The following is a 23,815-nucleotide window of genomic DNA, read 5'->3' as shown; positions in this document are numbered from 1 at the left end:
GCCGCCGCCGTGGGGGCAGCAGCGACGGCCACCCCGTCCCTACTCCCCGAGGGACGCTATCGTCCGGGCGCTCTTCGCCGCGCGGACGAGCTGGACGAACTCATTGCGATAGCCGAACTCGTCGCGTCCGCGCGCCGCGGCGGCGATCCTCAGCACGTCGTCATAGCTGATCGTCCCGCTATACTTGCCGCCCCGCAACAGCTCGGCAAAGGCCGCGACCCCGACGGCGAAGCGCGCGTCCTGCGGCGCATCTTCGAAGCGGCGGAAGGCGCTGCCCTGATTGATCGGGGTCGAGATCAGCCGGCTGACGTCAGACTTGGGCAATTTGTAGCGGATCTTCACGAAGCCCAGTTCGCCGCCGCGCGAGGGAACGGCCGTGGGCTTGGAATAGCGCAGGTCGCCGATCGCGCGCGGCCCGCCAACCGGGACCACTTCGTACAACGCGGTAACCGTCTGGCCGGACCCGACGTCACCGGCATCGACCTTGTCGTTGTCGAAGTCGTCGCGGTTGAGCATCCGCGTCTCGTAGCCGATCAGCCGATATTCGGAGACGGTGGCCGGGTTGAACTCGACCTGGATCTTCACGTCCTTGGCGATCGGGAACAGCGTCGAGCTCGCTTCGTCGACGAGAATCTTCCGCGCCTCCGACAAAGTGTCGACATAGGCCGCGGCGCCGTTGCCGTTCTGGGCCAGCGTCTGCATCAACGCGTCATTGTAATTGCCCATCCCATAGCCGAGCACCGACAGGAACACGCCCTTGCCCCGCTCGCGCTCGATATAGCCCTTGAGCTCGTCCTGATTGGTGATGCCGACATTGAAGTCGCCGTCCGTCGCCAGGATCACGCGATTGACGCCTTCGCGGTCGAGATTTGATTCGGCGAGGTTGTAGGCCTGGCGGATACCCTCGGCGCCCGCGGTGCTTCCGCCGGCTCCGAGCTGGTCGATCACCGAGAGGATCTTCTGCTTCTGGCTTGCCGGGGTGGGCTCGAGGGCGGTTCCGGCGGTTCCGGCATAAGTGACGATGGCGACGCGGTCGTTGCCGTCGAGCTCGTTCAGCAGCATCGCCAGCGATTGCTTGACCAGCGGAAGCTTGTTCGGCTCCTGCATCGACCCCGACGTGTCGATCAGGAAGACGAGGTTGGCGTGCGGCCGCGTGGCGCGGCGAATGTCGTAGCCCTTGATGCCGATGCGGACGAGCTCGCGGCCCGTGGACCACGGCGACGGCATCACCGCGACGTTGGTGGTGAAGGGCTGCGCGGTGCTCTTCGGCGTCGCGTAGTCGTAGGGGAAGTAGTTGACCATTTCCTCGGTCCGCACCGCCGCCGGCTGTGGCAGCACATTCTGGTTCAACGAGGCGCGTATCCAGGAATAAGAGGCGGTGTCCACGTCGATCGAGAAGGTCGATACCGGGTCTTCGCGCACCACCTTGAACGGGTTCTCGGCGGTCGCGGTAAACTTGTCTCTGCCCTGGTCGTGATACGCTGGTACCCACTTCGGGTCTCTCTGTGCGTAGAGTCCGGGCGGAGGTGGAGGCGCCGATGGCGAGTATGACAGCGAATCCGCGGAACGCTTCTCCATCCGGACCGCCAAGCCGCCGGTGACGACGATCTCGTTGGTTGTCTTCGGCGCGTTTGCGGTCGTGACGGGCGGCGCCCCGGCCCCCTCCTCGACGCCGGAATTCGAGCAGGACACGACGAACACTGCCGCCAGGACGGAGCCCAGTGAGCGATTAAAGCGGAGCATGACGACCCCCTTCCAAACCGCGGGCAGGATCGCCCGCATGTCCCTTCGACGCGCGGACGGAGGATTTCCTTGGGAGGTTGTGAGAATTTCTTTGATGGCCGCTTTCGCGCTGCCGAATTTCGAATGACCGCTAACTCTTAAGGAGGCTCATTAGCGTCGGTCCGGCTAGCCACATCGCTCAGAAATGCGTCGACTTCTTTCGTGAGCTTAGTGCCGCTCCGTATTTGTCGAAGGGTCTCTTGCGATAGGACAAACGGCTCTCCCATGCCTTTATCGCGCGGCGGCACATTCGAGTTGGCAAACACGACCCCATAGCCGCGATTTCTACCTTCTAAGGGAAGAGCAATGATATCGAGCCCATCGTCGTCGACATTGGGAAAGTACAAGAAAGTTCGGCCGTGAGTTCGGTTCTCGAGGCGAGAGTAATATACCCCAAGGAGCGAGTTTTCGTGGTAGTTCCAAAGTTCGTTGCATCCTGAGACATCACGACCACATTCGGCTTGGCAACCCCCAAGCGCGAGAAACGTGATTGCCGGCCACTGCGTGACTCCAAATCGTGGCGTCATTTGATCAGCCCTTTCGAGCAAGTGATTGGCCATGCCCCGCTTAGCGTTGAATGGCTAATGTCCGCTTTCCACCCATTTCAGACATTGGCCGCTCCCAATGGACGGAGCTTTCGCCTCAATCGCCCGCCGAGAGCATCCGCCGTACTTCGCTCATGCGCCATGACACCGTCGCTTCGGCGATACCGAGGATTGCCGCCGCCTCGGCGTGAGTGAGCTGCTGGCCGGCGACGAGGACGACCGTTTCGCGGTAAACTGGCTTCAGTTTCGCGATCGCGCTCCGGACCCAAATGGCGTCATAGAGATCGCGGCCGTCCTTTGGCGCGGTCAGCCCGGCCAAGACGGTGAGCTTCTCGGTGAGCCCGAGGAACGAGCGGCGGCGGCGCTTGAAATCGCGGCAGGCGTTGAAGGTGATGCCGATGAGCCAGGTCGAGAATTTGGCATCTCCGCGGAAGCCGCCAATCTTTTCGACGAAAGTGCAGCATACGTCCTGCGCGATATCGTCGGCGTCGGCGCGCGACCCGGTCAGCTGCCAGGCGAACCCGTGGACGCGATCGTAATGGGTGCGCAGCAGTTTTTCGAAGGCATCGCGGTTGCCGGCGCGCGCAGCAGCGACAAGCCCAGCATCCGGATCGTCGCCGATATCCCCCATCGCCGCGAGTCATTACCCGCGCGCGTCGTGATTTGAAGCCCGGCAACGGCTCTGCTAGCCGCTCGGCTTATGGTCCCCCGCTATTCGCGCCCCGAGATGTCGGCCATTTGGTCGGCCGAAAACCGCTACCGCATCTGGTGGCAGATCGAGGTGTTCGCGGCCGAGGCGATGGGCAAGATCGGCATGATCCCGGCCGACGACGCCGCGACGATCCGCGCCGCTTATGATTCGGACGTGCTTGGACATATCGACATCGACGCGATCGACCGGATCGAGGCGGTCACCAAGCATGACGTGATCGCCTTCCTGACCTGGGCCGGCGAGAAGCTCGGCCCGGAGAAGCGCTGGTTGCACCAGGGCATGACCAGCTCCGACGTCCTCGACACCGCGCTCGCCGTACAGCTCAAGCAAGCGGCGGAGCTGCTGATCACCGACATCGACGCGTTGCTCGTGGTCCTGAAGCGCCGCGCGCAGGAACATAAACTGACGCCGACGATCGGCCGCAGCCACGGCATTCATGCCGAGCCGACGACGTTCGGATTGAAGCTTGCCCAGGCCTATGCCGAGTTCGCGCGCAACCGCGAGCGGCTGATCGCGGCGCGCGACGATGTCGCGACCTGTGCGATCTCGGGAGCGGTCGGGACTTTCGCCAATGTCCCGCCCTCCGTCGAGGAGCATGTCGCGGCCGCGCTCGGGCTGACGGCGGAGCCGGTGTCCACGCAGGTCATCCCGCGCGACCGTCACGCCATGTTCTTCGCGACGCTGGGCGTCATCGCCTCGTCGATCGAGCGGCTGGCGACCGAGATCCGCCACCTCCAGCGCACCGAAGTGCTCGAGGCGGAAGAATATTTCTCGCCGGGGCAAAAGGGCAGCTCGGCGATGCCGCACAAGCGCAATCCCGTGCTGACCGAAAATTTGACGGGTCTCGCCCGCATGATCCGCAGCTACGCGCTGCCGGCGATGGAGAATGTCGCGCTTTGGCACGAGCGCGACATTTCGCACTCATCGGTCGAGCGCTTCATCGGCCCGGACGCGACGATCACCCTCGATTTCGCGCTCGCGCGCTTGACTGGCGTGGTCGACAAGCTCCTGATTTATCCCGAGCGGATGCAGAAAAATCTCGACCGCATGGGCGGGCTGATTCACTCGCAACGGGTGCTGCTCGCGCTGACCCAGGCCGGCCTCAGCCGCGAGGAATCCTATGCGCTCGTCCAGCGCAATGCGATGAAGGTGTGGGAGTCGGACGGCAAACTATCGCTGCTCGATCTGCTCAAGGACGACCTCGACGTTTCGCAACGCTTGCCGCACGACCAGCTCGAGCAGCTGTTCAACCTCGATTATCACCTAAAGCACGTCGACGCGGTTTTCGACCGGGTGTTCGGGCCGGCCGCTTAAGCGCTTCCTGCAAACCAATTTTCGGGATGCGGGGCAGCAAAAGTCGGCTATGCTGCCTTATCGTTCGTAAAGGTCGGGGGCGATGGAGACCGTTCAGGAACTGCGCCAGCAAGCGACCGCCGATTCGCGGCCGGGCGAGGGCGCGGGCATCCACGCCGGCGCCTATCTCCTCGAGCTGTCACTGGACTGGATCGTTTGCCGCGCATCCGAAAACATCCACCATCTTCTCGGTCAATCGCACGTCACTTTGATTGACGAGCCGCTGGGGAATTTCGTCCAGGCGCAGGCGCTGCACGACCTTCGCAACCTGTTCTCCCGGCTCAGCGGTTCCACTGGCATCGCTCGTGCCTATGGGGTTCGGCTGACCGACGACCGCGACCGCGACCTGTACGACGTCGCCTTCCAGCTATCCGGGGGCCGCGTGTTGCTTGAAGCCGTGCCTTGCGCGAGCGAGGGCTTCGGCCAGGCTTTCGGCACCATCGGCGGATTGATCGAAGGCCTTTCCGACGTCCACGGCGATGCGCTGCTCGAAGGCGGCGCGCGGCGCATGCGCGCGCTGACCGGATACGACCGCGTCACCCTGTTCCTCGGCGACCGCCGCGCTGAAAGCAGCCGCGGCAACTATCCCGCGCCGGCCGAACCGCAAGCGAGCCTGCCGATGCTGATCGGTGATACTGAAGCGCAATCGGTGGCGGTGTTCCCGCGCGAGCCCAACGATAAAGCGATCGATGCGGCGCTAATGCGCTCAGGCAACATGAACTCGCTTCGCGACGCGGGCGTCCGCGCCGTGATGCGGGTTCCTTTCGCTGGCGGTGAATTCCGTTGCGACCACCGACGGGCGCGCGAGCCGAATCTCGAAGTGCATGCCGCGGCAGAATTGTTCGCGCAATTGTTCGCGATGCGGCTCGAAATCGACCGCCTTCGGGCGGCCGGCTAGCCGAACATTTCCCGCACGCGGCTGAAGAAGCCCTTGGCCGCCGGGCATTCGTCACCGGTCTCGGTTGCGCGAAACTCCTCGAGCAGGCGCTTCTGCTCCTTGCTCATGCGCGTCGGCGTCTCGACCAGGATGCGGGCGACCAGGTCGCCGCGGCCGCGGCTGTTGAGCACGCTCATTCCCGAACCGCGATGGCGAAGCTGCTCGCCCGACTGGACCCCGGCCGGAATCTTGATCTCGACCTTCTGCCCATCGACGCCGGGAAGGTTGATTGCACCGCCCAGCGCTGCCGTCGTAAAGCTTACCGGGCAATCGGCGATGAGCGTCGTTCCTTCGCGCGCGTAGATGGCGTGGCGCTTCATGTGGATGAACAGGTAAAGGTCGCCGCTGGACGCGCCGCGGACCCCCGCCTCGCCTTCGCCGGCCACCCGAATGCGGGTGCCTTCATCCACGCCGGCCGGGATTTTGACCGAAAGCTTGCGCTGGGTCATCGCCCGGCCCTCGCCGTGGCAGTTGGCGCAGGGATCGCTGATCACCTCGCCCGATCCACGGCACGTGGGGCAACCGCGTTCGACGACGAAGAAGCCCTGCTGCGCCCGCACCTTCCCCATTCCGCCGCAGGTCTGGCAGGCGTCGGCGCAATGGTCGGCGTTGGTGCAGCCGCGGCCGCTGCACGCCTCGCAGCGGGCGAGCGCCTCGACCGCGATGGTCTTCTCGACCCCGATGAAAGCTTCCTCGAATGTAAGCTCAAGGTCGTAGCGCAAGTCCGCCCCGCGGGCGGCGTTCTGGCGCGCGCCGCGCGGGTCCATGAACTCGCCGAAGATGGTCGAGAAAATGTCCGAGAAGCCGTTGAACCCGCCCTCGGCGAACGGGTCGGGACCGCCGCCGTTGCGGAAGGCGGCATGGCCGAAGCGATCGTAGGCCGCCCGCTTCTGCGGGTCCTTGAGCACGTCATAGGCTTCACTGATCGCCTTGAAGCGCGCTTCCTGGTCGCGGCAGCCGTTGTGGCGATCAGGATGGCATTCCTTCGCCATGCGGCGATAGGCAGCCTTGATCGCTGCGTCGTCCGATCCACGCTGAATACCCAGCAATTCGTAATAGTCTTGCTCGACCATCACGGCTCCCCGCTACGCCTTACTCGGCACCGGTTCCCCCACGGTCCCGGCGCCCACCCGATCATCAGCCCTTGTTCTCGTCATCGACCTCGGAGAATTCCGCATCGACGACCTCCTCCTGAGGCTGCTCCTCGCTCGCTTCGGAAGCACCGGCATCGGCATCGCCGGCAGCGCCCGTTTCAGCTTGCTGAGCCTTGTACATGGCTTCACCGAGCTTCATCGCCGCTTGAGTCAGCGCCGCCGTCTTCTGCTGCATTTCGTCGGCATCACCGCTTTCGACTGCCGTCTTGGCCTCGGCGAGTGCGGTCTCAATCTCCGACTTGATGTCGGCAGAGACCTTGTCGCCATGCTCGGCGAGCTGCTGCTCGGTCGAGTGCATGAGGCTTTCGGCGTTGTTCTTCGCCTCGGCGGCGGCGCGCCGCTTCTTGTCTTCCTCGGCGAACTGCTCGGCTTCCTGGACCATCTTTTCGATGTCGGCATCGGCCAGGCCACCCGATGCCTGGATACGGATCTGCTGTTCCTTGCCAGTCCCCTTGTCCTTGGCGGAGACGTTGACGATGCCGTTGGCGTCGATGTCGAAGGTGACTTCGATCTGCGGCACGCCGCGCGGCGCCGGGGGAATGCCGACCAAGTCGAACTGGCCGAGGATCTTATTGTCCGCCGCCATCTCGCGCTCGCCCTGGAAGACTCGGATCGTCACCGCGTTCTGATTGTCCTCGGCGGTCGAAAAGACCTGGCTCTTCTTGGTCGGGATGGTCGTATTGCGGTCGATCATCCGCGTGAACACGCCGCCCAGCGTCTCGATGCCCAGCGACAGCGGGGTCACGTCGAGCAGCAGCACGTCCTTGACGTCGCCCTGCAACACGCCGGCCTGGATCGCCGCACCCATCGCGACGACCTCGTCGGGATTGACCCCGGTGTGCGGTTCGCGGCCGAAGAACTCCTTCACCTTTTCGCGCACCAGCGGCATGCGGGTCTGGCCGCCAACGAGCACGACGTCGGCGATGCCCTTAATATCGAGTCCCGCATCCTTCAGCGCCTTCCGGCACGGCTCAATCGTGCGATCGACGAGAGGCATCACTAGCTTGTCGAGCTCCGCGCGGGTCAGCGTAACGACGAGGTGGAGCGGTGTCGTCGCCCCACCTTCCATGCGCGCAGTGATGAACGGCTGGTTGATCTCGGTCGTCTGGGCCGATGACAATTCGATCTTGGCCTTCTCGGCGGCTTCCTTGAGCCGCTGCAGCGCGAGCCGGTCGGTGCGGAGGTCGATGCCCTCCTTCTCCTTGAACTTGTCGGCGAGCCAATTGACGATCTTCGCGTCGAAATCCTCGCCGCCGAGGAAGGTGTCGCCGTTGGTCGACTTCACCTCAAACACGCCGTCGCCGATCTCGAGCACCGAGACGTCGAAGGTGCCGCCGCCAAGATCGTAAACGGAGATGGTCTTGCCGTCTTCCTTCTCCAGCCCGTAGGCGAGCGCCGCGGCGGTCGGCTCATTGATGATGCGCAGGACTTCGAGGCCGGCGATCTGGCCGGCATCCTTGGTCGCCTGGCGCTGGGCGTCGTTGAAGTATGCGGGAACGGTGATCACCGCCTGGGTGACGGTCTCGCCGAGATAGGCCTCCGCGGTTTCCTTCATCTTCTGGAGGATGAAGGCGGAAATCTGCGACGGACTATAGTCCTTGCCGCCGGCGTTGACCCACGCGTCGCCATTGGGACCCTTGACGATCTTGTACGGGACAAGCTCGGTGTCCTTCTTGGTGATCGGATCGTCGAAACGACGGCCAATCAGGCGCTTCACCGCGAAAATCGTATTGTCCGGATTGGTGACCGCCTGGCGCTTCGCCGGCTGGCCGATCAGCCGCTCACCATCCTTGGTGAAGGCGACCACCGAAGGCGTCGTGCGCGCGCCTTCGCTATTTTCGATGACCTTCGGCTTGCCGCCTTCCATCACAGCGACGCAGCTGTTGGTCGTGCCCAAGTCGATGCCAATGACCTTGGCCATGTTTTATCCCTCTCTCTTCAGCCCCAATCGGCCCCGTCAGGCGGCCGAAATGTTGAATTTCATGGCCGGATATAGGTGCGATGCATGGAGCGACAAGGAGCGTGGTAAGAGAGGGTTAACCGCCGCGCGCAGCTCCTTTAGGGCATCACCATCCCGCCGTTCACGTTCAGCGTCTGCCCGGTGACGTACCCGGCCTCGCGGCTGGCGAGGTAGACGACCGCCGCGCCGATGTCGTCGCCCGAGCCCATTGCCCCCAACGGAATCCTCGAAAGGATGCTTGTCCGCTGCTGATCGTTGAGGGCATCGGTCATGGCCGACGCCATGAAACCGGGGGCGACCGCGTTGACCGTAATGCCTCTGCTGGCGAGCTCCTGCGCGACCGCTTTGGTCATGCCTATCAGGCCCGCCTTGGAGGCGACGTAATTCGCCTGGCCCGGGTTGCCGGTCACGCCCACGACCGAGGTGATCGAGATAATGCGCCCGAACCGCGCCTTCATCATCGGCCGCGCAGCCGCGCGCATCAGCCGGAACGCGGCTTCCAGATTGATCCGGATGACCTCCTCGAACTCCTCGTCCTTCATCCGCATCAACAGGTTGTCGCGCGTGACTCCTGCATTGTTGACGAGGATGTCGAGCTTGCCGCCGAGCGCTTCGACCGCCTGCGGGACGAGCCGATCGACCGCGGCGCCGTCGGAGAGGTTGCACGGCAACGCCACGTGATCGCCGCCGAGTGAGGCGCGGAAAGCCTCCAGCTTGTCGACATTGCTTCCCGACACTGCGAGCCGCGCGCCCTGCGCCGCCAATGTCTTGGCGATCGAGCTTCCGAGTCCGCCGGATGCACCGGTGACGAGCGCGGTCATGCTAGAGAGGTCGAACATCACGCGATCTCCTTCGCCAGCGCTTCCACGTCTTCAATTGTCACCACGCTCGTGACTTTCGAGTCCGGGGCAATGCGCTTGACCATGCCCCCAAGCACCTTGCCGCCGAGCTCGACGAATTCGTCGACCCCCGCCGCGGACATGTTGGCGATGCTCTCGCGCCAGCGGACCATGGCCGTCACCTGCTCGACGAGTTGGTTGCGGATCGTGTCCGGGTCCGTCTCGGGCTGGGCAGTGACGTTGGCATACAGGGGCACGGCAGGTGCCTTCACAACAACGTACCCCAAAGCATCGCGCATCGCCTCGGCAGCGGGCTGCATCAGCGCGCAGTGGAACGGCGCCGAGACGGGCAGCGGGATCGCGCGCTTCGCCCCCATCTCCTTGGCGAGCTCGATGGCGCGGTCGATCGCGCCCTTGTGGCCAGAGATGACGACCTGCGTCGGGTCGTTGTCGTTGGCGACCGTGCACACTTCGCCTTGCGCCGCGGCCTCGGCGATTCTCCGGGCGAGGGCCAGATCGGCGCCAAGGAGCGCCGCCATTGCGCCGACCCCGACCGGCACCGCCTGCTGCATCGCCTGGCCACGCAACTTGAGCAGCTTCGCGGTCGTCGCGAGGTCGAACGACCCTGCCGCGCACAGCGCCGAATATTCTCCCAGGCTGTGACCGGCGACAAAGTTTGCCGCTTTCGTGAGATCGACTCCGCCGTCCTTGGTCAGCGCGCGGAAGACGGCGAGCGAATGCGCCATGATCGCCGGCTGCGCATTCTCGGTGAGCTTGAGCTCCTCCTCCGGCCCTTCGCGCATCAGCCGGAACAGATTTTGACCGAGTGCCTCGTCGACCTCGTGGAAAACGTCGTGCGCGGTTCGGCTCGCCTCGGCGAGGGCGGCGCCCATGCCCACCGCCTGACTGCCCTGCCCCGGAAAAAGGAATGCGCGCATCATTGCCCCTGTTCAGTTATGAACCGCGGGGGCGACTAGGCCGCCGCGCCGCCATTGCCAAGGCGGGAGGGGATACATGAGCAAGGACCGCGAAGCTCGATTGCTCGGCCCGTGGATGACTCTCGCGCTCGTCGTTGGCGGGGTTGTCGGCTCCGGCATCTTTTATCTTCCGGTCGCACTAGCCCCACTCGGCGCGAGCGTTCCGATCGGCTGGTTGATCAGCGGCATCGGCGTGATGGCGCTGGCCTATTGCGCGTCGCGGATCGTCAGCGCCGAGGGAGGAGGGCTCCAGGCGTATGTCGAGCATGAGCTCGGCCCGACGGCCGGATTCCTCGTCACCTGGATGACCTGGAATTCGTCATGGATCGGGAACCCCGCGGTGGCACTCGCCACGGCAGCTGCACTCGGCCGCATCTTTCCGGGACTTGCCGGTCATCTGGTCGCGGTGTCGTTCTTGTTCATGCTGATCGTCACGCTCGTCAACATGCGAGGGATCAAGGCAGCAGGAGAGCTGAATTTCGTCACTGTGTTGATCAAAACCCTGCCACTCGTCGCGGTGGTCGTGATCGCTGCGGCGTTGGGTTTCGGCGGCGAACCGCTCCAGAAGATCGACGTTCCCGCCCCGTCGTTCGCCAATATCGCAACGGCATCGGCGCTGTGCCTGTGGGCGCTCACCGGCTTCGAATTCTCACTGGCGCCGGTTGGCAAGATCCGCGATCCGGAACGCAATTTGGCCCGAGCGCTAGTGATAGGTCTGGCAATCATCGCCATCGGCTATCTGCTGTCGACACTCGCACTAAGCTTGATCATTCCCAATGCCACCATCGCCGGGTCGGTCGCGCCGTTCCCCGACGCAATCGGCCGCTACGGTGGTGAGGGCGCGGCCTTGCTTGCGGCCGTTGCGATGGCGGTCAGCGCCTTCGGAGCGTTGAACGTCGCCCTTTTGGGCACCGGCGAAATGCTCTTTTCGATGGGCCTTCGTGGCGACATGCCGCGATATTTCGGGCGCACCAATCGCTTCAACGCGCCTTATGCGGCGCAGCTGGCGAGCGCCGGTCTTGGATGCATTCTGCTCGGGCTCAATGCAGCCAAGGGAACGGCGCAGCTATTTACCTTCATGACACTCTTCGCGGCCGATGCGGTTCTCTACCTTTACTCGGCGGCGGCGATCGCTGCGATGATCAAGGACAGAAAGCCGCTGACGACGGTCGCTTGCGTGATCGGCCTCGCCTTCGTCCTGTTCGCCTTCTACGGATCGGGACTGGAGGCTTTCCTGCTCTCGCTCGGCTTGGTGGTGCTTGGCGGCGTGATCTTCCTGATCAGGAAGCCCTGGACCAGCCCACCGGCGGAGCTTGCGCCAGCCGCTCCGGTGGAATGAGCTTGCGCAGCTGGCCTGCGAGGCGCGGATTGCACGGGCCCCGATAAGCTGCAACACCCGCCGACCAGTGAACGAGCCATTGGTCCAGCAGCCGACATCGCCGCCGCGCCAGCTCGGCTTTGCAATCGCGCTGGCGCTCGTCGTGGGCAACATGATCGGCTCGGGCATCTTCCTGTTGCCGGCCAACCTTGCGCCGTTCGGGCTCAACGCGATCATCGGCTGGATCTTCACGATCGGCGGCTCGATCTGCATTGCTGCGGTATTCGCGATGCTGGCGCGGGCGATGCCGCAGGCCGCTGGTCCCTATGATTATGTGCGCACGGCGCTCGGCGAACCGCCCGCCTTCTTCGTGATGTGGGCCTATTGGATCGCGGCCTGGGTGACCAACGCGGCCATCTCGATCGCCGCCGTCAGCTATCTCAGCTCGCTAGCGCCAGCCGCGTTCGCCCATACTGGCGTCGCGGCGCTCGCCGCGATAGGCTGGGTTATCGTGTTCACCGCCGTTGTGCTCAGCGGCGCGCGGACGGCCGGCAGCGTTCAGGTCGTCACCAGCATGCTCAAGGTCCTTCCGTTGATCGCCGCCGTAGTGATTGCGCTGGTGGTGTTCGGCGGCGGCGGTCATGCGGCGCCGGCGGCCCCGACGCCGGTGAGCTTCAACGGCATTTCCGGCGCGGCGGCCCTGACCCTGTGGGCGATGCTGGGCTTCGAATGCGCAGCGATCCCGGCGCAGCGAGTGCGCGACCCAGAGCGCAACATTCCGCGCGCGACGATCATCGGAACGCTGCTGGTCGGTGTCATCTATTTTACGGCATTCGCGTCGATTTATTTGCTGCTGCCCAGCGACATCACGGCGAAGTCGAGCGCGCCGTTCGCAGACCTTGCAAGCCGCTACTGGGGGCCGGTCGCCGGTACGCTGGTCGTCGTGTTCGCGGCCATTTCCTGCCTCGGCGCCCTCAACGGCTGGGTCCTGATCGCCGGCGACGTTCCGCTCGCGCTCGCCGAACGCGGAGTATTCCCGAAATGGTTTGCCAAGCTGAACGGCCGCGGCATGCCGGCGCAGGGATTGATCCTAAGCGCGGTTTTGTCGGTTGTCCTGATCGCCTCAAACTACACGCGGGGCCTGACCGAGCTTTATGGATTCATCATCCTCGTCGCGACGGTCGCGACACTGGTGCTTTACCTCGCCGCGGCAGGCGCGGCCTTGCGGCTGACTGCGCTCGGCCGATTGCCACGCGGTTTCATGACCGTGGTGACGGTCGTCGGGACGGTTTATGCGCTGTGGACCCTCTACGGCGCGGGCCTGGAAGCCACGGCGTGGGGCTTGGTGCTCCTGGCGACCGGCATCCCGGTCTATCTGGTCATGCGTTCGCGAGCCGGCTCCAGCCGGCCGGCGGCGGCGAGTCCAGCCGCGCCTCCGGGATCATCCGCCTGAGCTTCTTCGAAAAGCTTCGCAGGCACACTTCACTCGTCCCCAGCGGCCCCGCTTTATAGCTCGGCGACTGCATTCCGAGCTGCACTCGCGTGATCAACTCGGTGTCCTCGGCGTTGACCCGGCGGTTGATGCGCCAATTGAGGTATCGAACCGCCTTCATCTCGCGCCGGTCGTCGGGAAGCGCATAGCTGATCTCGCGGATCATCGTCGTGGTCGAGGTCTGCGGGATAAACTGCATGAAGTCGACCTGGTCAGGGTAGATGTCAAAGGCGATGTTCGGAAACAGCTTATAATAGAGCCACTTGCGCTGGTGGCTCTCTGGCAGGGCTGCAACCTTCGGAAGCCACCTCTGGTACGCGCGCTCCGAGGGGTTCAGCGAGACCCTGTCGACCAGGTCCCCTTCCATCTTGTCGACGTGCGGCCGGGCTTCGATCCGATAGCTCTTGCCGAACAGGCGGGTCAGCCCGGGATGCCCGACCGGGATGTGCAAATGGTCGGAATAATTGTCGCACAGCGTCTTCCAGTTGAGCTGCCGAGACCGGACCGTGACGCGGCCGAGTACCCGCAGATCCTCGAAGCGGTAAGGCTCGACCTCGTGCTCGTACGGAGCCATCATCTCCGCGACCGAGGGACTGCCGGGTTCGAGCGCGACGAACAGGAATCCGTGCCAATTTTCGAGCGGAAGCGGGGTAAGCCCCAGATCTTCCGTCCGCAGGCCCGGATATTCGCTGCGGTGCGGGACGCCGACCAGCCGCCCGTCGCGGGCATAGCTCCACGCGTGGTAGGGACAGGTCAGCACTTTGTCGCAGCCCGCGGCGCCGTCGACCACGCGCGAGCCGCGATGCCGGCAGACGTTGGCGAAGGCGCGGATTTGGCCGTCGTCGCCGCGAATGACGATCACGCTTTCGCCGAGATACTCCAGCGTGCGCCACTCGCCCGGCTCGCGAATTTCGCTCTCATGGCAAACGATTTGCGGTGCGGCGCGCAAGAACGCCACCTTCTCCGCCTCCAGGAATTCGGGATCGTGGTAAAGCCAGCCAGGCAGGCTCTGGTCATCCAGCGGGTCAGCGCCCGGCTCAATCGATTTCAGTCGCGTCGCCATGACTCGCGATTTGCCACGCCGGGGCTGGTTCGGGCAATCAAAATGCGCGTTTGTCTTAAGCGGCCTTGGTGCACAGCTCGTCGATCACCTGCTCGTGCAGCCCGCCGCCTTCGGCTCCTGGCAGCTCGGCATCGGTATCGCTTGTCGTGACATCGGCGCCGCGCTCGAGCAGCAAATGGACGGGACACCGCTCGGCGATGCTCAGCAGCTTCTCGCGTTGCTCATCCGTGACCCCCTGAAAATGGATCAGCCGTTCGAACTGGTCGCGCGCCTCGGGCGACGCCTTTCGATGGGTGACACGGACGCTGAGTCCGTCGACGACCCAGCCCTTGCGCTCCGCGTAGAGCCTCATCGTCATTAGGGTGCAGGCGCCGAGCGCGGCGCCGAGCATGTCGAACGGGCTGGGCCCTGACGACAGGCCGCCGTAGCCCACCGGTTCATCCATCAGGAAGCTGTGCTCTCCTGTCTCGATACGAACCTGGAATTTGCCTGCGCCGGTGGCCGTCGCAACCACCGCATCCTCAGCGTCGAGCATGATCTCACCTCTTCGTGGCGAAGCTCCCGCACGTTTGCCCGGCTGCGACAAGGGCTTTTGCATCGCCTTGCTTTTCGGCGGCTATTTCGCCATAGGCAGGCCGCTGGCGCGTGGCCCTGCCCCGCGCCTGTACTTTTTGGAAGACAGCCGGAGGGACGTCGCACTGGGCGGCGTCAGCGATCGGCCAAAAGAAAGACGTGAAGCATGCCGCTCTACGAGCATGTTTTCCTCGCGCGTCAGGATCTGGCTCAGGCCCAGGTCGACGCGCTCGCGGAAAACGCCACCAACATCATCCAGGACAATGGCGGGAAGATCGCCAAGACCGAGACCTGGGGCCTTCGCAGCATCGCCTACCGCATCGCGAAGAACCGCAAGGCGCATTACGTGATGCTCGACATCGACGGCCCGCCGGCGGCGATCGCCGAGCTCGAACGCCAGTCGAACATCAACGAGGACGTGATCCGCTTCCTCACCATCCGGGTCGACGAGCATGAAAAGGGCCCCTCGGCGATGATGCGCCGCGGCGACAAGGAGCGTTCGCGCTCGGATCGCGGCGACCGCGACGACCGCCCCAACTTTCGCGCCCGTGAAGAGGAGGTCGAATAATGGCCCGCGCTTTCTTCCGCCGCCGCAAGTCCTGCCCGTTCTCGGGCAAGGATGCGCCGCGCATCGACTACAAGGACGTGCGGCTGCTCCAGGGCTTTGTGTCCGAGCGGGGCAAGATCGTCCCGTCGCGGATCACCGCCGTCTCCTCCAAGAAGCAGCGTGAGCTGGCCCGCGCCGTCAAGCGCGCCCGCCACATCGGCCTGCTTCCCTACATCGTGAAGTAAGGAGCGCTCGCCATGGAAGTTATCCTGCTGGAGCGTGTCGAGAAGCTCGGCGCAATCGGCGACGTGGTGAAGGTGAAGAACGGCTTCGCCCGCAACTATTTGCTGCCGAACAAGAAGGCGCTCCGCGCCAACGAATCCAACCGCAAGCTGTTCGAGACGAACCGCGCCCGGATCGAGGAAGAGAATGCCACGAAGCGCGGCGATGCCGAACAGGCTTCGAAGGGCGTCGACGGCAAGACCATCCAACTGATCCGTCAGGCCTCGAACGTCGGCCATCTCTACGGGTCGGTCTCCGCCCGCGACATCGCCGAAGCCCTTGAAGGCGTCGGCGCCCATGTCGCCAAGAGCCAGGTCGTGCTCGACCGTCCGATCAAGGCGATCGGAGTGCACGATGTGAGGATCGCGCTTCATCCCGAGGTCTCGGTCTCGGTCAAAGTAAACGTCGCGCGCTCACCCGAGGAGGCCGACCTGCAGGCGCAGGGCGTCGACGTCCTGCAGCAGATGTTCGAGGATGAGGCGGCGCCAGTCACCGAGGAACTCGAGCCCGTCGCGGAAGAAGCCGAAGCTCCTGTCGAGGACACGACCGAAGCTGCCTCGGAAGCCGCCGAAGCTGCTGTCGAGGACACGACCGAAGCCGCCGCTGAAGCGCCCGAGGCGGCGTCCGACCAAGCCGAACAGCCGGAAGGTTAAGCTTCTCGATCATCGAGGAAAACAACGGCCGCTGGTCATCGACCGGCGGCCGTTTTTTCGTGCGCCGAGCGGTTCGTCGCAAAGCTCGTCCGACGCTGGGAACGGTTCCTCGCCCACCCTTGTTTAGCGGTCAGAGCTCAGCGGGGGCTATGTGAGGAGTAACAGCATGGCTAACGAACGCGACGAAGAGCAATTCGACGAAGAAGGCAGCAGCGGCCAGCAACCAACCGATCGGCAGAATCAGCAGCCGACCGGGCAACGGGGCCAGCAAAGTGAGTTCGGCCAGGCACAGCAGGGCCAGCAAGCTGACGGGCTCGGCTCGCAGCAGACGATGAGCGGTGAAGGCTCGAGCTCCGGCTTAGGGTCGCAGGACAATCAGTCGTCCGGCCAGAGTGATCTGGGCAGCGGCGGACAGAGCTCCAGCGGTCAGACCCAGTCGAGCGGCGGCTCGGACACGCTGACCAGCAACCAGGGTTCCGGCGCTGGAACCACGGCCAGCGGCGGCGGCGCCTCCGGCTCGACTGGTGAAGGCTTCATCGGCTCGCAGGGAACCGGTGGGTCGGACGATCTGATCCAGGACGGCACGACCGGCTCCTCCGGCGCCGGTGCGACCGGCGGTACCGACTTCGCCAACCAGGGCCGCGGCGCCACCGACGAGGAAACCAACGAGTCGGACAGCGACGACACGGGCGGCGGCCAGGGCAGCTCCTTCTAGCCTATCGCCAGCCTGTTCAAGCTAAGCCGCGCTCCGGTTCGGGGCGCGGCTTTTTCTATGCCGGCTCGCGCGCCAGGAATGCGGTCTCGCGCTCAATCCAGGGCGCGAAGCTCGACCGCGACAGGATGCGGTCAACGTACGCAACGGTCCGCGGGTAGCGCCGTGGATCGACGCGCGTATTGGTGTGCCGGAAATTTGCGAAGGGACCGGCGACCGCAAGGTCCGCGAGCGTCAGCGAATCCCCGACCAAATAACCGTCACCGTCGGGGACGGCGCGCTCGAGATAGTCGAGGATCGGCGGAAGGTCGTTGAGCTCGGCCTGGCGCGCGGCTTCCGGGTCGCCCGGGCGGCCAAGGAAGCGGGGCGCGACAATCAGGTTGAAGAATATCTTGGCACCGCACGAGACGAGGATCGTGTCCGCGAACTCCTCGAACCAGATCGTCCTCCCTTTGGCCTTGGCCTCCGCCGGGATCAGTGCCGGCTGCGGGAATTTCGCCTCGAGATAATGGATGATCGCGCTGGAATCGGAGAGCGCGTAATCGCCGTCGCGAAAGCCGGGCATCTTCCCGAACGGGCTTGCCGCCCGGAAGCCGGGATCGGGATCGCCGGGCGCGACCGGCTGCACCTCCAGCTCGACGCCTTTTTCGTGCGCAAAGGCGAGGACCTTGCGCACGTACGGCGACAGTGACGAACCATAGAGAATCACGACTGCCCTCCCCGTATGCGGGACGTAAGGCGGAGAATTCCCCCTGCCTGCCCGTTGGTGCGACCGTTAGGAGTGAAGACTATGCGCAGCAACAGCGGCAAGGACGAATCCCGCAACAACCTGCACGATCCGACATTGCGTGATCGCGACCGGGAAAAGAGCGAGACGGCGATCAAGGAACGCGATCTGAAGGTGCCCGCGGACCACCGCGAAGGCCGCAAAGACTAGTGGATCCGGTAATAGTCCGCGACGCGGTCGAGGGCGAAGGTGAGGACGAGCTTCCCCGCGCGGGCAGGCCAGCCGAGCGCGCTTTCCGCCTCGCGCATCCCTTCCCCGGCGCAGACGATGCGCCAGAGAATGTCCGCCAGGCCAGGCCCCGCGCTGGCGACGGCGTCGTTGAACCGGCGCTTGGCGTCGATCTGCGCGCCCGACAGATCGGGTTGCGGCGCAGATCCGCTGCGCCCCCGCGCGATCGGCGCCGAATCCCATGCCATGGTCACGCGCGGTGCTAGTTGAGCACGCTCCCAGTCACTGCGCAGCCGCTCCCCGGCGTCGAACTGGCGGGGACTTACAAAGCCGCGCGCAAACAGCCAGCCCAGCGGAGATTCGGCGATATTCACGGTGACGGAGCGGATGCTTCGTCCGGTGTTTGGTTCCTGCGCTGGAATAGCCTCGCTGCCAACGATTGGACGCTCGCTCAGCAGTCTCGCCCGACCTCCACGATCCATTTCTGCTCCTCTCGCTCGATTCGCGATGGCTTGCCATATCGGCAAGTCTGTAGGACAGTAGAAAAACCTTATTGGTTAGTTTGAGGCACCGGCATGATCACTCGCATAAGAGAAGTGCGCCGCGCGCGCGGCATGACCCTCGACGATGTGGCGCGGGCTTGCGACCCGCCGACCACCCCGCAGACAGTCGGTCGGCTCGAGACCGGAACGCGGACGGTATCGATCGGCTGGCTCAATCGGATCGCCAAGGCGCTCGGCGTCGACGCTCAGGATCTCGTGGAACGCGGTGAGGCTGGCGACCTCAAGGTCGCGGCGATCCTTGGGCCAGGCGGTGCGGTCGCCCCGCGACGTTCGGCAATCGTCGTCCCGCCGCGCGTCGATCCGGGCCAGGTCGCGCTGACCGTCGCCGCCAGCATCGGCGATTATCGCGCGGGCGACGAGATTTGGTGCGACACGCTGCAACCTGACGGCTACGCGCAGGCGCTCAATCGCGATGTTCTGATCCCCCGCCCCGCCGGGCGCTTCCTGTTCGGCCGCCTCATCAACCGCGACGAAGAGAAGCTCCAGATCCTGCCGCTGGAAGCCGGCGGACGCCAGCAGGTCGTCGCCAATCCCCCTTGGCTCGGCATGGCGGTAAAGCTCGTCCGCGGCTTGTGAATCCCAGCGAAGGTGGTGGGCGCTGACGGGCTCGAACCGCCGACCCTCTCGGTGTAAAAGCGAGCGCCCCGCGCAAATCTGTCATTTTCTGAGCAATTCACGACTGCGTTTCGCCAGCGCGTCCCTCTTGGCGCATTCCGCGGGTGGTACGCGATGAACCGCCCGACGCCTTCGGATATTCCCATGAACTCCGATAGCCCAAACACAGCGGATATTGTCGAGAGGTATCGTTCCGACATTCTCGCGTTGGACGAAGCGCGGTCGAACACGATCTACGGCGGGCTGTCCTTTCGAGTGATTTCTGACGCGGCGAGCATGGCGCTGAAGAACGCCGGTTTGATCCAGACGCTGATCCCCGCTGGCAGCATGGGGCTGCTCACAAAGCTGACCCCCAAAGGCGTTAAAGCGGCCGCCGCCCTCAAAGATCATAGGAAAGCTCAGGCACATGGCTGACGATAAGCGCGGACGCACGTTGACGCTCTATCGGGACGATAGCACCGCACAGGTCCGCTACGAGCGCGTGAAAAGCTACTTCTTCACGGCCAACAACACGGTGCTGACCATCAGCCGCTACGACGCCGAGGAAGGTGACGGGCATCATTACATTCACTGGCCGCGCGAGCGCTTCTGCTGGTTCAAGGATCAACCGTCATGACCCCTGACCCGACACTGATCGAGCAACTACTGTTGGCACTCGCTGCGATATTTGACCGCACCGGCTGTCCGGCGATGGTCGTCACGGAGGCGGCTGAGGAAGGCGTTTCAATCTCGCTGCATTTCTCGGCTGATCGCGCCCGCGCATTTGTCGCTGGCCAAGGCTCTGCCGCGCTACCGAGTGAGGCGATGATCGAGAGGTTTAAGCTCGCGTGTCTGGACATGGCAAAGAGCTATTGCTTGGGGTCGCCTGAAAGCCGAGCAATTGTGGCCGCAGTAGAACACGCACAGATCGACTACATCGCCATGCGAGCCACCACCCCAACAGCACCGGACCACACCCGAGCCGGTTGTCCCGTTTCTTGGTCTGACGGCTGTCCGGATTGCGCGGCAGACCCCGCCCCAACAGCACCAGTGCAGGACGATGATGCGGAGTGGCTGCGAGCGAACATTCACGTCATGCTTTACGACGGGCTTGCGCTTCAAGCTGGCGTGAGAATTGCAGCCGCTAAACGCCTCGAACGCATTGCCTCCCGCCTCTCCCCAACACCCGAGACAGACCAGCAACAACAGGGCGCTTCCCTACGGGACCGGGCTGGTCGTCCTCCGGACCAAGCCGCTCCGCGTCTTGGCGATCCCGCGACCATCCCTAGCGCAGGAGAAAAACAGTGACCAAGGCCAACGATCCAGAAGCTGTGACCCTCGCGGGCGTGGAGTGCTTCGTCTATCCCGCCGAGCAATATGCTGCCGTGGACGCTGACGTAGCGGTTGAGCGTAAGGACGGACAGGTATCGGCAGGGGCGGTCGCGCGTCAGATGGCGCTTTGGGCGGGCATTCGGTCGGCTGAAAACCTACGTTGGATGCTGGAAGAAATGCTGGCCGACGCCAACCGAGCGTCATTCAAGGCGGGGCAGACAGAACGGGCACTGAAACAGCTACTGTTCGCGCTCCATGCCCGACCGCATCACGGCTATACATTGATGCCGGTGGAAGATGCCGTCGCGGCTGCGAACGAGCTTCTGGACAAGAAGCATGACTGATTTCGTAGATCGGTTGGAACGCGCCTGCTCCCGCGCAGAATATGAGTTCCCACGTTTGGCGGCTCCCGATGGCACCGTGGCTGTGTCGTTCACCGATCTTCGTCAGCTTCTTGCGTCAGTCGGGCGAAACCCGGAGGGCCAAGACCGCGAAGCAGGGCTTGGTCGGAACGATGAGCACGCGGTCGGCGCAACAGGCGCCGAGACGCCCAACCCTGGTTCAACACCCGAGACAGGGCTGGTTGAGGCGCTGGAGTGGCAATTGATCGAAACTGCGCCTGTCGCAACGTCGTTCCTTGCGGCCTATTTCTACGAGGATGGCGGCGAATGGATTTACGATGTCGCCATGCTGCACCGCGACCATATTTGCGGGGTCAACGAAGGCAGCGGGCCGTTCACCCACTGGCGATCTTTGCCCGAACCACCATCCCTCTCCAATGTCTTACCGGATGAAGTAGGGGGACAACCGCTGGAGCAGCCGCCGGCCACACGCTAAGCCGGCCGCATGACGCCCGACGAGATCAACGCCCTCCCCAAGCGCGTCCGCGACTATATCCACGAGATCGAAACGCGCGCCGATCCTGCCTTTGAAGTGCAGCAGCGGTGGGCATTGATCGAGCAACGCGACGGGCTGGTGGTCAGGGTGCGCGAGTTGGAGGCCGAGTTGGCGGCGGTGAAGCGAAAAGGCTAGGCGGAAGCATGGCTCCCGATCCGTCGACCATCATCTACTGCATCGCCTGTCGGAAGCCTACGAACGCGCGCGGTTGGTACGGGCCCGGCTGCATGTGCGACGTGAATCTGAGCCGAGCGAAGGGCCGAGCTCATTCGATCCCGCTGCGCGAATCGCCGAGCGCTCACTAATTGTCCCATCCCGGCCCGACGCCGCCACGCTGGAGGTTCGGGAACAGCCGGTCACTGATCGCCAACAGGTCGTCGAGATTGTTGTACCCTTCGGCGCTGACGAACAGGACGCGACCGTTCGGCGCGACGACGCGGGCCCGGTATTGCTTGCGGCCCACCAAGCCGCGGCGCGCTTGGTAGAATTGCACCCTGTCGGGCATCGCCCTAGCCGCCGCGCAGCCGGTCAGACAGCGCATGACCGTTGGTGGTCATCGCGTCGTAAAGGGTCTTGTGCGCCGCTTCCAGGTCTTCGGCGGTGCCGGTGTCCACATGCGGTTTGAGACCCTCGACGATATTGAGGATGCCTTCCGCAACCGAGGCTCCGGCCCCTACGCCAGGAAGCACGTTGCCAGCGAGCTTGGCCAGCGAAATCGCCTCTTCGGCGAGGTTCTTCAGATCCATGTTAGTTGCTCCTATGAATGAAGTGCAGCGCGGATTTCCGCAATTGCAGCCTGGGCTTGGCCGAGAGCGGCGAGATAGCTGTCCGAGTTACACGCCTGGCGCGCGTGCTCAGCGGTGGCGAAAGCGACCAGCACCTTGTCGTTGGCGTTGGCGATGGCGACAGCCTTGCTCGAGCCGGGCGTCAGGACGCGGGCATCGATCAGCAGGTTCACCGCGTCGGTGGCCGCGCCATAGGCCTGCAACGCCAGGTCGAACTTGTCTGACCGCAGGGTAGCGCAGACGGGAGCCGCACCGGGTAAAGAGGCGACTGGCGTTGGGCTGGCGCTCGGCACGGCAGCGCAGGCGCTGATCGCCAGCGCTGCTGCGCATAAAATCACGCGTTTCATGGTTACTTCTCCTTCGTTTCAACAGGTTTGGCGTCGGCGTTCGCGCCGGCCACGGCGATGGGGTCGCCCGGCGTTCCGGACGGGCCGTCAGGCGGCGGCGCGAGGCCCCACGGCTTGAAGCTGCCCAAAATTCCCACGAGGCCGGTCATGATCGCGAGATCGGTGGACTTGCCGGCCAGCGACAGGACGACAATCGAGGACAGCACGGCGAGGAACGCGACCAGGTTAAACAGGTGGACGGAGCAAAAGAGCTTCATTCCCAGCCCCCCGCGTCGAGCGCCCGCTGGAACTCGATCGCATGGTCAGCGATCTTGTCCGCCTTGTCGCGGCCATTGATGATGTAGCGGGCAAACAGGAACTGCTGGCGCGTTGCCTTGCCCTGGATCGGCAGATAGTCTTTGAACGATTTCCCGGTGAACCAGCCGTGCTCCATGCCGCTGCGCATGATCTTGGCGGCGATGTCGGGGTTCATCGCCTTGTCTGGATAGGCCACGAGGTCGACGCCGCACTCCTTGCTGGCGCGATCGTAGTTGTTCTTCCAGGTCAGCTGGACGTAGCCGCGGCCACAGTATTTCGGGCCGTCTCCGGCGCAAGTGTTGCCGTTGGCGAGCGCGAGCTGCGGTCGCGCTCCGGTTACATCGTACATGCGCGTGAAATAGATCGTGCCGCCGTATTCCCTGATCGGCTGCATCGTTGAAGCCGTCTCGTGATAGGCCGTTGCGAGCGCGTAGGCGACGTAGGAGATCGGCAAGCCTTCCATCGCCTCAAGGACGGCATTGCAGCCTTTCACCTCCTCGGCGGTCAGGACGGGCCCGAGAAGGCCCGTTCTCAACAGGTCGAAGAACGCCTTGGGATCGGCGAGGCTCACTTGCCGCTGTCCTTGCGCATGTCGTCGACCTGACGCGCCAGCGACACCGCCTGGCTGTCGATCCGGCGTTTGAGCCCGGTCACTTCGTCCTCCAGCCGGACGACCTGGCTGCGGAGTGCGTCCGTCTCGTCATGGCAAAGGCGCCGGTAGTCGTCATATTCGTGGCGGAGCGCGTTGAGATCGGTCTGGAGCAGGCGGTTCTCACGCTGGAGGTTCTCGACCTGGAGCGCATAGCCTTCGCGGCGGGCCAAGCGATCCGCCGACGACAGCTTGCGCGTCTCGCGCCATTCGCGGACGAGATAGACGAACGCGAACAGGACAAGCGTCCAGATGCCGTAAGCCTGGGGAGCCCATTCCCTGAAGAGCGCGATCTCATTCATCGGCTCCTCGGTTGCGAGGGATGGGGCCGAAACGCGCCTTTCGCGACGGTAATGAGCAGCGGCCCGCCTTGAGGCTTGTCAGGGTGGCCGACGGGCAGATCGACCATCAGCGTGACCAGCCCTTGTTTGTCGGGCTTACCGGTTAGCGCGGCCGGATACTTCCAGCGGATCCCGCTCCGGCGCGAGCGATGGTTG

Annotated in this window: 32 protein-coding genes; 16 read left to right on the top strand and 16 right to left on the bottom strand. The window is 64.2% G+C overall.

Annotated features, from left to right (window positions below; all coding sequences use genetic code 11):
* Positions 1–39: 39 nt before the first annotated feature.
* A complete protein-coding gene (locus N539_RS0110325; RefSeq protein ID WP_231463014.1) occupies positions 40–1,743 on the bottom strand; it encodes a vWA domain-containing protein in 1,704 nt (567 codons plus the stop codon).
* Positions 1,744–2,424: 681 nt separating this feature from the next.
* Positions 2,425–2,958 (bottom strand): RNA polymerase sigma factor, encoded by a 534-nt coding sequence (locus tag N539_RS0110320; protein WP_156029888.1) that lies wholly within the window; start codon positions 2,956–2,958, stop codon positions 2,425–2,427.
* A 69-nt stretch (positions 2,959–3,027) separates the two neighbouring features.
* Here N539_RS0110320 and purB point away from each other — a divergent pair, with 69 nt between their 5' ends.
* Both purB and N539_RS0110310 read left to right on the top strand, forming a co-directional pair.
* The gene (gene purB / locus N539_RS0110315) at positions 3,028–4,353 is read left to right on the top strand and encodes an adenylosuccinate lyase (protein ID WP_028970191.1); all 1,326 of its coding nucleotides are present in this window, start codon (positions 3,028–3,030) and stop codon (positions 4,351–4,353) included.
* Between the two features lie 82 nt (positions 4,354–4,435).
* On the top strand, positions 4,436–5,290 hold the full coding sequence (locus N539_RS0110310; protein ID WP_028970190.1) for a hypothetical protein: 855 nt from the start codon (positions 4,436–4,438) through the stop codon (positions 5,288–5,290).
* On the opposite strand, the gene dnaJ is transcribed toward N539_RS0110310, so the two are convergent.
* The 4 genes from dnaJ to fabD form a co-directional block, all read right to left on the bottom strand.
* Positions 5,287–6,402, bottom strand: coding sequence for a molecular chaperone DnaJ (gene dnaJ, locus N539_RS0110305; protein ID WP_028970189.1), 1,116 nt, complete (start codon positions 6,400–6,402; stop codon positions 5,287–5,289). The two genes, N539_RS0110310 and dnaJ, sit on opposite strands and share 4 nt — an antisense overlap.
* A 64-nt stretch (positions 6,403–6,466) precedes the next feature.
* Positions 6,467–8,404 carry a molecular chaperone DnaK gene (dnaK, locus tag N539_RS0110300; RefSeq protein WP_028970188.1) on the bottom strand — a complete coding sequence of 646 codons (1,938 nt, stop codon included), beginning with the start codon at positions 8,402–8,404 and terminating at the stop codon, positions 6,467–6,469.
* Between the two features lie 137 nt (positions 8,405–8,541).
* Positions 8,542–9,282 carry a 3-oxoacyl-[acyl-carrier-protein] reductase gene (gene fabG, locus N539_RS0110295; protein WP_028970187.1) on the bottom strand — a complete coding sequence of 247 codons (741 nt, stop codon included), beginning with the start codon at positions 9,280–9,282 and terminating at the stop codon, positions 8,542–8,544.
* The gene (gene fabD, locus N539_RS0110290) at positions 9,282–10,220 is read right to left on the bottom strand and encodes an ACP S-malonyltransferase (RefSeq protein ID WP_028970186.1); all 939 of its coding nucleotides are present in this window, start codon (positions 10,218–10,220) and stop codon (positions 9,282–9,284) included. The genes fabG and fabD overlap by 1 nt, the downstream gene beginning before the upstream one ends.
* Positions 10,221–10,296: 76 nt before the next feature.
* On the opposite strand from fabD, the gene N539_RS0110285 reads away from it, so the two are divergent.
* Complete coding sequence (locus tag N539_RS0110285) at positions 10,297–11,598, top strand: APC family permease (RefSeq protein ID WP_028970185.1); 1,302 nt, start codon at positions 10,297–10,299, stop codon at positions 11,596–11,598.
* Between the two features lie 67 nt (positions 11,599–11,665).
* Positions 11,666–13,030: an amino acid permease gene (locus N539_RS0110280; protein WP_051531729.1), complete on the top strand. Its 1,365-nt coding sequence runs from the start codon at positions 11,666–11,668 to the stop codon at positions 13,028–13,030.
* Here N539_RS0110280 and N539_RS0110275 read toward each other — a convergent pair.
* Together N539_RS0110275 and N539_RS16610 are read right to left on the bottom strand one after the other, a co-directional pair.
* On the bottom strand, positions 12,957–14,132 hold the full coding sequence (locus N539_RS0110275) for an aromatic ring-hydroxylating oxygenase subunit alpha (protein WP_028970183.1): 1,176 nt from the start codon (positions 14,130–14,132) through the stop codon (positions 12,957–12,959). The genes N539_RS0110280 and N539_RS0110275 overlap by 74 nt on opposite strands.
* A 55-nt stretch (positions 14,133–14,187) precedes the next feature.
* Positions 14,188–14,667 carry an OsmC family protein gene (locus N539_RS16610; RefSeq protein WP_051531728.1) on the bottom strand — a complete coding sequence of 160 codons (480 nt, stop codon included), beginning with the start codon at positions 14,665–14,667 and terminating at the stop codon, positions 14,188–14,190.
* Positions 14,668–14,871: 204 nt separating this feature from the next.
* Here N539_RS16610 and rpsF point away from each other — a divergent pair, with 204 nt between their 5' ends.
* The 4 genes from rpsF (at position 14,872) to N539_RS17860 (ending at position 16,902) form a co-directional block, all read left to right on the top strand.
* Entirely contained in the window at positions 14,872–15,273 is a 402-nt protein-coding gene (gene rpsF, locus N539_RS0110265) for a 30S ribosomal protein S6 (protein WP_028970182.1), read from the top strand.
* Entirely contained in the window at positions 15,273–15,497 is a 225-nt protein-coding gene (gene rpsR, locus N539_RS0110260) for a 30S ribosomal protein S18 (protein WP_028970181.1), read from the top strand. The genes rpsF and rpsR overlap by 1 nt, the downstream gene beginning before the upstream one ends.
* Before the next feature lie 12 nt (positions 15,498–15,509).
* Positions 15,510–16,187, top strand: coding sequence for a 50S ribosomal protein L9 (gene rplI, locus N539_RS16605; RefSeq protein ID WP_051531727.1), 678 nt, complete (start codon positions 15,510–15,512; stop codon positions 16,185–16,187).
* Positions 16,188–16,353: 166 nt separating this feature from the next.
* Positions 16,354–16,902 (top strand): hypothetical protein, encoded by a 549-nt coding sequence (locus N539_RS17860; protein ID WP_028970180.1) that lies wholly within the window; start codon positions 16,354–16,356, stop codon positions 16,900–16,902.
* Between the two features lie 55 nt (positions 16,903–16,957).
* Here the strand turns inward: N539_RS17860 and N539_RS0110245 are convergent, their stop codons facing one another.
* Positions 16,958–17,608, bottom strand: a complete 651-nt coding sequence (locus N539_RS0110245) for a glutathione S-transferase family protein (RefSeq protein WP_028970179.1) — start codon at positions 17,606–17,608, stop codon at positions 16,958–16,960.
* Positions 17,609–17,689: 81 nt separating this feature from the next.
* Between N539_RS0110245 and N539_RS18575 the strand changes: the two genes are divergently transcribed.
* Positions 17,690–17,836 (top strand): hypothetical protein, encoded by a 147-nt coding sequence (locus N539_RS18575; protein WP_156029887.1) that lies wholly within the window; start codon positions 17,690–17,692, stop codon positions 17,834–17,836.
* On the opposite strand, the gene N539_RS0110235 is transcribed toward N539_RS18575, so the two are convergent.
* On the bottom strand, positions 17,833–18,336 hold the full coding sequence (locus N539_RS0110235) for a DUF6456 domain-containing protein (protein WP_081774312.1): 504 nt from the start codon (positions 18,334–18,336) through the stop codon (positions 17,833–17,835). The genes N539_RS18575 and N539_RS0110235 overlap by 4 nt on opposite strands.
* Positions 18,337–18,429: 93 nt before the next feature.
* Between N539_RS0110235 and N539_RS0110230 the strand changes: the two genes are divergently transcribed.
* The 7 genes from N539_RS0110230 (at position 18,430) to N539_RS0110210 (ending at position 21,375) form a co-directional block, all read left to right on the top strand.
* On the top strand, positions 18,430–18,993 hold the full coding sequence (locus N539_RS0110230; protein ID WP_028970177.1) for a helix-turn-helix domain-containing protein: 564 nt from the start codon (positions 18,430–18,432) through the stop codon (positions 18,991–18,993).
* Between the two features lie 153 nt (positions 18,994–19,146).
* Complete coding sequence (locus N539_RS0110225) at positions 19,147–19,446, top strand: hypothetical protein (RefSeq protein WP_156029886.1); 300 nt, start codon at positions 19,147–19,149, stop codon at positions 19,444–19,446.
* Positions 19,439–19,648 carry a hypothetical protein gene (locus N539_RS0110220; protein ID WP_028970175.1) on the top strand — a complete coding sequence of 70 codons (210 nt, stop codon included), beginning with the start codon at positions 19,439–19,441 and terminating at the stop codon, positions 19,646–19,648. Before N539_RS0110225 ends, N539_RS0110220 begins: the two co-directional genes overlap by 8 nt.
* Positions 19,645–20,319: a hypothetical protein gene (locus N539_RS18570; RefSeq protein WP_156029885.1), complete on the top strand. Its 675-nt coding sequence runs from the start codon at positions 19,645–19,647 to the stop codon at positions 20,317–20,319. The genes N539_RS0110220 and N539_RS18570 overlap by 4 nt, the downstream gene beginning before the upstream one ends.
* Positions 20,316–20,687: a hypothetical protein gene (locus N539_RS0110215; protein WP_028970174.1), complete on the top strand. Its 372-nt coding sequence runs from the start codon at positions 20,316–20,318 to the stop codon at positions 20,685–20,687. The genes N539_RS18570 and N539_RS0110215 overlap by 4 nt, the downstream gene beginning before the upstream one ends.
* Positions 20,680–21,180: a hypothetical protein gene (locus N539_RS18565; protein ID WP_156029884.1), complete on the top strand. Its 501-nt coding sequence runs from the start codon at positions 20,680–20,682 to the stop codon at positions 21,178–21,180. The genes N539_RS0110215 and N539_RS18565 overlap by 8 nt, the downstream gene beginning before the upstream one ends.
* Positions 21,181–21,189: 9 nt before the next feature.
* A complete protein-coding gene (locus N539_RS0110210; RefSeq protein ID WP_028970173.1) occupies positions 21,190–21,375 on the top strand; it encodes a hypothetical protein in 186 nt (61 codons plus the stop codon).
* Between the two features lie 166 nt (positions 21,376–21,541).
* Here the strand turns inward: N539_RS0110210 and N539_RS0110205 are convergent, their stop codons facing one another.
* The 6 genes from N539_RS0110205 to N539_RS0110180 are packed head-to-tail and all read right to left on the bottom strand — an operon-like array spanning position 21,542 to position 23,620.
* Positions 21,542–21,745 (bottom strand): hypothetical protein, encoded by a 204-nt coding sequence (locus N539_RS0110205; RefSeq protein ID WP_028970172.1) that lies wholly within the window; start codon positions 21,743–21,745, stop codon positions 21,542–21,544.
* A 4-nt stretch (positions 21,746–21,749) separates the two neighbouring features.
* Entirely contained in the window at positions 21,750–21,986 is a 237-nt protein-coding gene (locus N539_RS0110200; RefSeq protein WP_028970171.1) for a hypothetical protein, read from the bottom strand.
* Positions 21,987–21,997: 11 nt separating this feature from the next.
* Entirely contained in the window at positions 21,998–22,372 is a 375-nt protein-coding gene (locus tag N539_RS18560) for a hypothetical protein (RefSeq protein ID WP_156029883.1), read from the bottom strand.
* Positions 22,373–22,374: 2 nt separating this feature from the next.
* Positions 22,375–22,629, bottom strand: a complete 255-nt coding sequence (locus N539_RS0110190) for a hypothetical protein (RefSeq protein ID WP_028970169.1) — start codon at positions 22,627–22,629, stop codon at positions 22,375–22,377.
* A complete protein-coding gene (locus N539_RS16595) occupies positions 22,626–23,240 on the bottom strand; it encodes a glycoside hydrolase family 19 protein (RefSeq protein WP_037552731.1) in 615 nt (204 codons plus the stop codon). The genes N539_RS0110190 and N539_RS16595 overlap by 4 nt, the downstream gene beginning before the upstream one ends.
* Positions 23,237–23,620, bottom strand: coding sequence for a hypothetical protein (locus N539_RS0110180; protein ID WP_028970168.1), 384 nt, complete (start codon positions 23,618–23,620; stop codon positions 23,237–23,239). The genes N539_RS16595 and N539_RS0110180 overlap by 4 nt, the downstream gene beginning before the upstream one ends.
* Between the last annotated feature and the right edge of the window lie 195 nt (positions 23,621–23,815).

Source organism: Sphingomonas sp. URHD0057 (assembly GCF_000620665.1).
Taxonomy (GTDB): domain Bacteria; phylum Pseudomonadota; class Alphaproteobacteria; order Sphingomonadales; family Sphingomonadaceae; genus Sphingomicrobium.
Note: the sequence above shows the minus strand (reverse complement) of the source record. Positions and strands in the feature narration are given on the sequence as shown.

Bases quoted from the DNA above. Each gene is read 5' to 3' on its own strand.
- N539_RS0110325 (WP_231463014.1), bottom strand. From the start codon at position 1,743: ATGCTCCGCTTTAATCGCTCACTGGGCTCCGTCCTGGCGGCAGTGTTC.
- N539_RS0110320 (WP_156029888.1), bottom strand. From the start codon at position 2,958: ATGGGGGATATCGGCGACGATCCGGATGCTGGGCTTGTCGCTGCTGCG.
- purB (WP_028970191.1), top strand. From the start codon at position 3,028: ATGGTCCCCCGCTATTCGCGCCCCGAGATGTCGGCCATTTGGTCGGCC.
- N539_RS0110310 (WP_028970190.1), top strand. From the start codon at position 4,436: ATGGAGACCGTTCAGGAACTGCGCCAGCAAGCGACCGCCGATTCGCGG.
- dnaJ (WP_028970189.1), bottom strand. From the start codon at position 6,402: ATGGTCGAGCAAGACTATTACGAATTGCTGGGTATTCAGCGTGGATCG.
- dnaK (WP_028970188.1), bottom strand. From the start codon at position 8,404: ATGGCCAAGGTCATTGGCATCGACTTGGGCACGACCAACAGCTGCGTC.
- fabG (WP_028970187.1), bottom strand. From the start codon at position 9,282: ATGTTCGACCTCTCTAGCATGACCGCGCTCGTCACCGGTGCATCCGGC.
- fabD (WP_028970186.1), bottom strand. From the start codon at position 10,220: ATGCGCGCATTCCTTTTTCCGGGGCAGGGCAGTCAGGCGGTGGGCATG.
- N539_RS0110285 (WP_028970185.1), top strand. From the start codon at position 10,297: ATGAGCAAGGACCGCGAAGCTCGATTGCTCGGCCCGTGGATGACTCTC.
- N539_RS0110275 (WP_028970183.1), bottom strand. From the start codon at position 14,132: ATGGCGACGCGACTGAAATCGATTGAGCCGGGCGCTGACCCGCTGGAT.
- N539_RS16610 (WP_051531728.1), bottom strand. From the start codon at position 14,667: ATGCTCGACGCTGAGGATGCGGTGGTTGCGACGGCCACCGGCGCAGGC.
- rpsF (WP_028970182.1), top strand. From the start codon at position 14,872: ATGCCGCTCTACGAGCATGTTTTCCTCGCGCGTCAGGATCTGGCTCAG.
- rpsR (WP_028970181.1), top strand. From the start codon at position 15,273: ATGGCCCGCGCTTTCTTCCGCCGCCGCAAGTCCTGCCCGTTCTCGGGC.
- rplI (WP_051531727.1), top strand. From the start codon at position 15,510: ATGGAAGTTATCCTGCTGGAGCGTGTCGAGAAGCTCGGCGCAATCGGC.
- N539_RS17860 (WP_028970180.1), top strand. From the start codon at position 16,354: ATGGCTAACGAACGCGACGAAGAGCAATTCGACGAAGAAGGCAGCAGC.
- N539_RS18575 (WP_156029887.1), top strand. From the start codon at position 17,690: ATGCGCAGCAACAGCGGCAAGGACGAATCCCGCAACAACCTGCACGAT.
- N539_RS0110235 (WP_081774312.1), bottom strand. From the start codon at position 18,336: ATGGATCGTGGAGGTCGGGCGAGACTGCTGAGCGAGCGTCCAATCGTT.
- N539_RS0110230 (WP_028970177.1), top strand. From the start codon at position 18,430: ATGATCACTCGCATAAGAGAAGTGCGCCGCGCGCGCGGCATGACCCTC.
- N539_RS0110225 (WP_156029886.1), top strand. From the start codon at position 19,147: ATGAACCGCCCGACGCCTTCGGATATTCCCATGAACTCCGATAGCCCA.
- N539_RS0110220 (WP_028970175.1), top strand. From the start codon at position 19,439: ATGGCTGACGATAAGCGCGGACGCACGTTGACGCTCTATCGGGACGAT.
- N539_RS18570 (WP_156029885.1), top strand. From the start codon at position 19,645: ATGACCCCTGACCCGACACTGATCGAGCAACTACTGTTGGCACTCGCT.
- N539_RS18565 (WP_156029884.1), top strand. From the start codon at position 20,680: ATGACTGATTTCGTAGATCGGTTGGAACGCGCCTGCTCCCGCGCAGAA.
- N539_RS0110210 (WP_028970173.1), top strand. From the start codon at position 21,190: ATGACGCCCGACGAGATCAACGCCCTCCCCAAGCGCGTCCGCGACTAT.
- N539_RS0110205 (WP_028970172.1), bottom strand. From the start codon at position 21,745: ATGCCCGACAGGGTGCAATTCTACCAAGCGCGCCGCGGCTTGGTGGGC.
- N539_RS0110200 (WP_028970171.1), bottom strand. From the start codon at position 21,986: ATGGATCTGAAGAACCTCGCCGAAGAGGCGATTTCGCTGGCCAAGCTC.
- N539_RS18560 (WP_156029883.1), bottom strand. From the start codon at position 22,372: ATGAAACGCGTGATTTTATGCGCAGCAGCGCTGGCGATCAGCGCCTGC.
- N539_RS0110190 (WP_028970169.1), bottom strand. From the start codon at position 22,629: ATGAAGCTCTTTTGCTCCGTCCACCTGTTTAACCTGGTCGCGTTCCTC.
- N539_RS0110180 (WP_028970168.1), bottom strand. From the start codon at position 23,620: ATGAATGAGATCGCGCTCTTCAGGGAATGGGCTCCCCAGGCTTACGGC.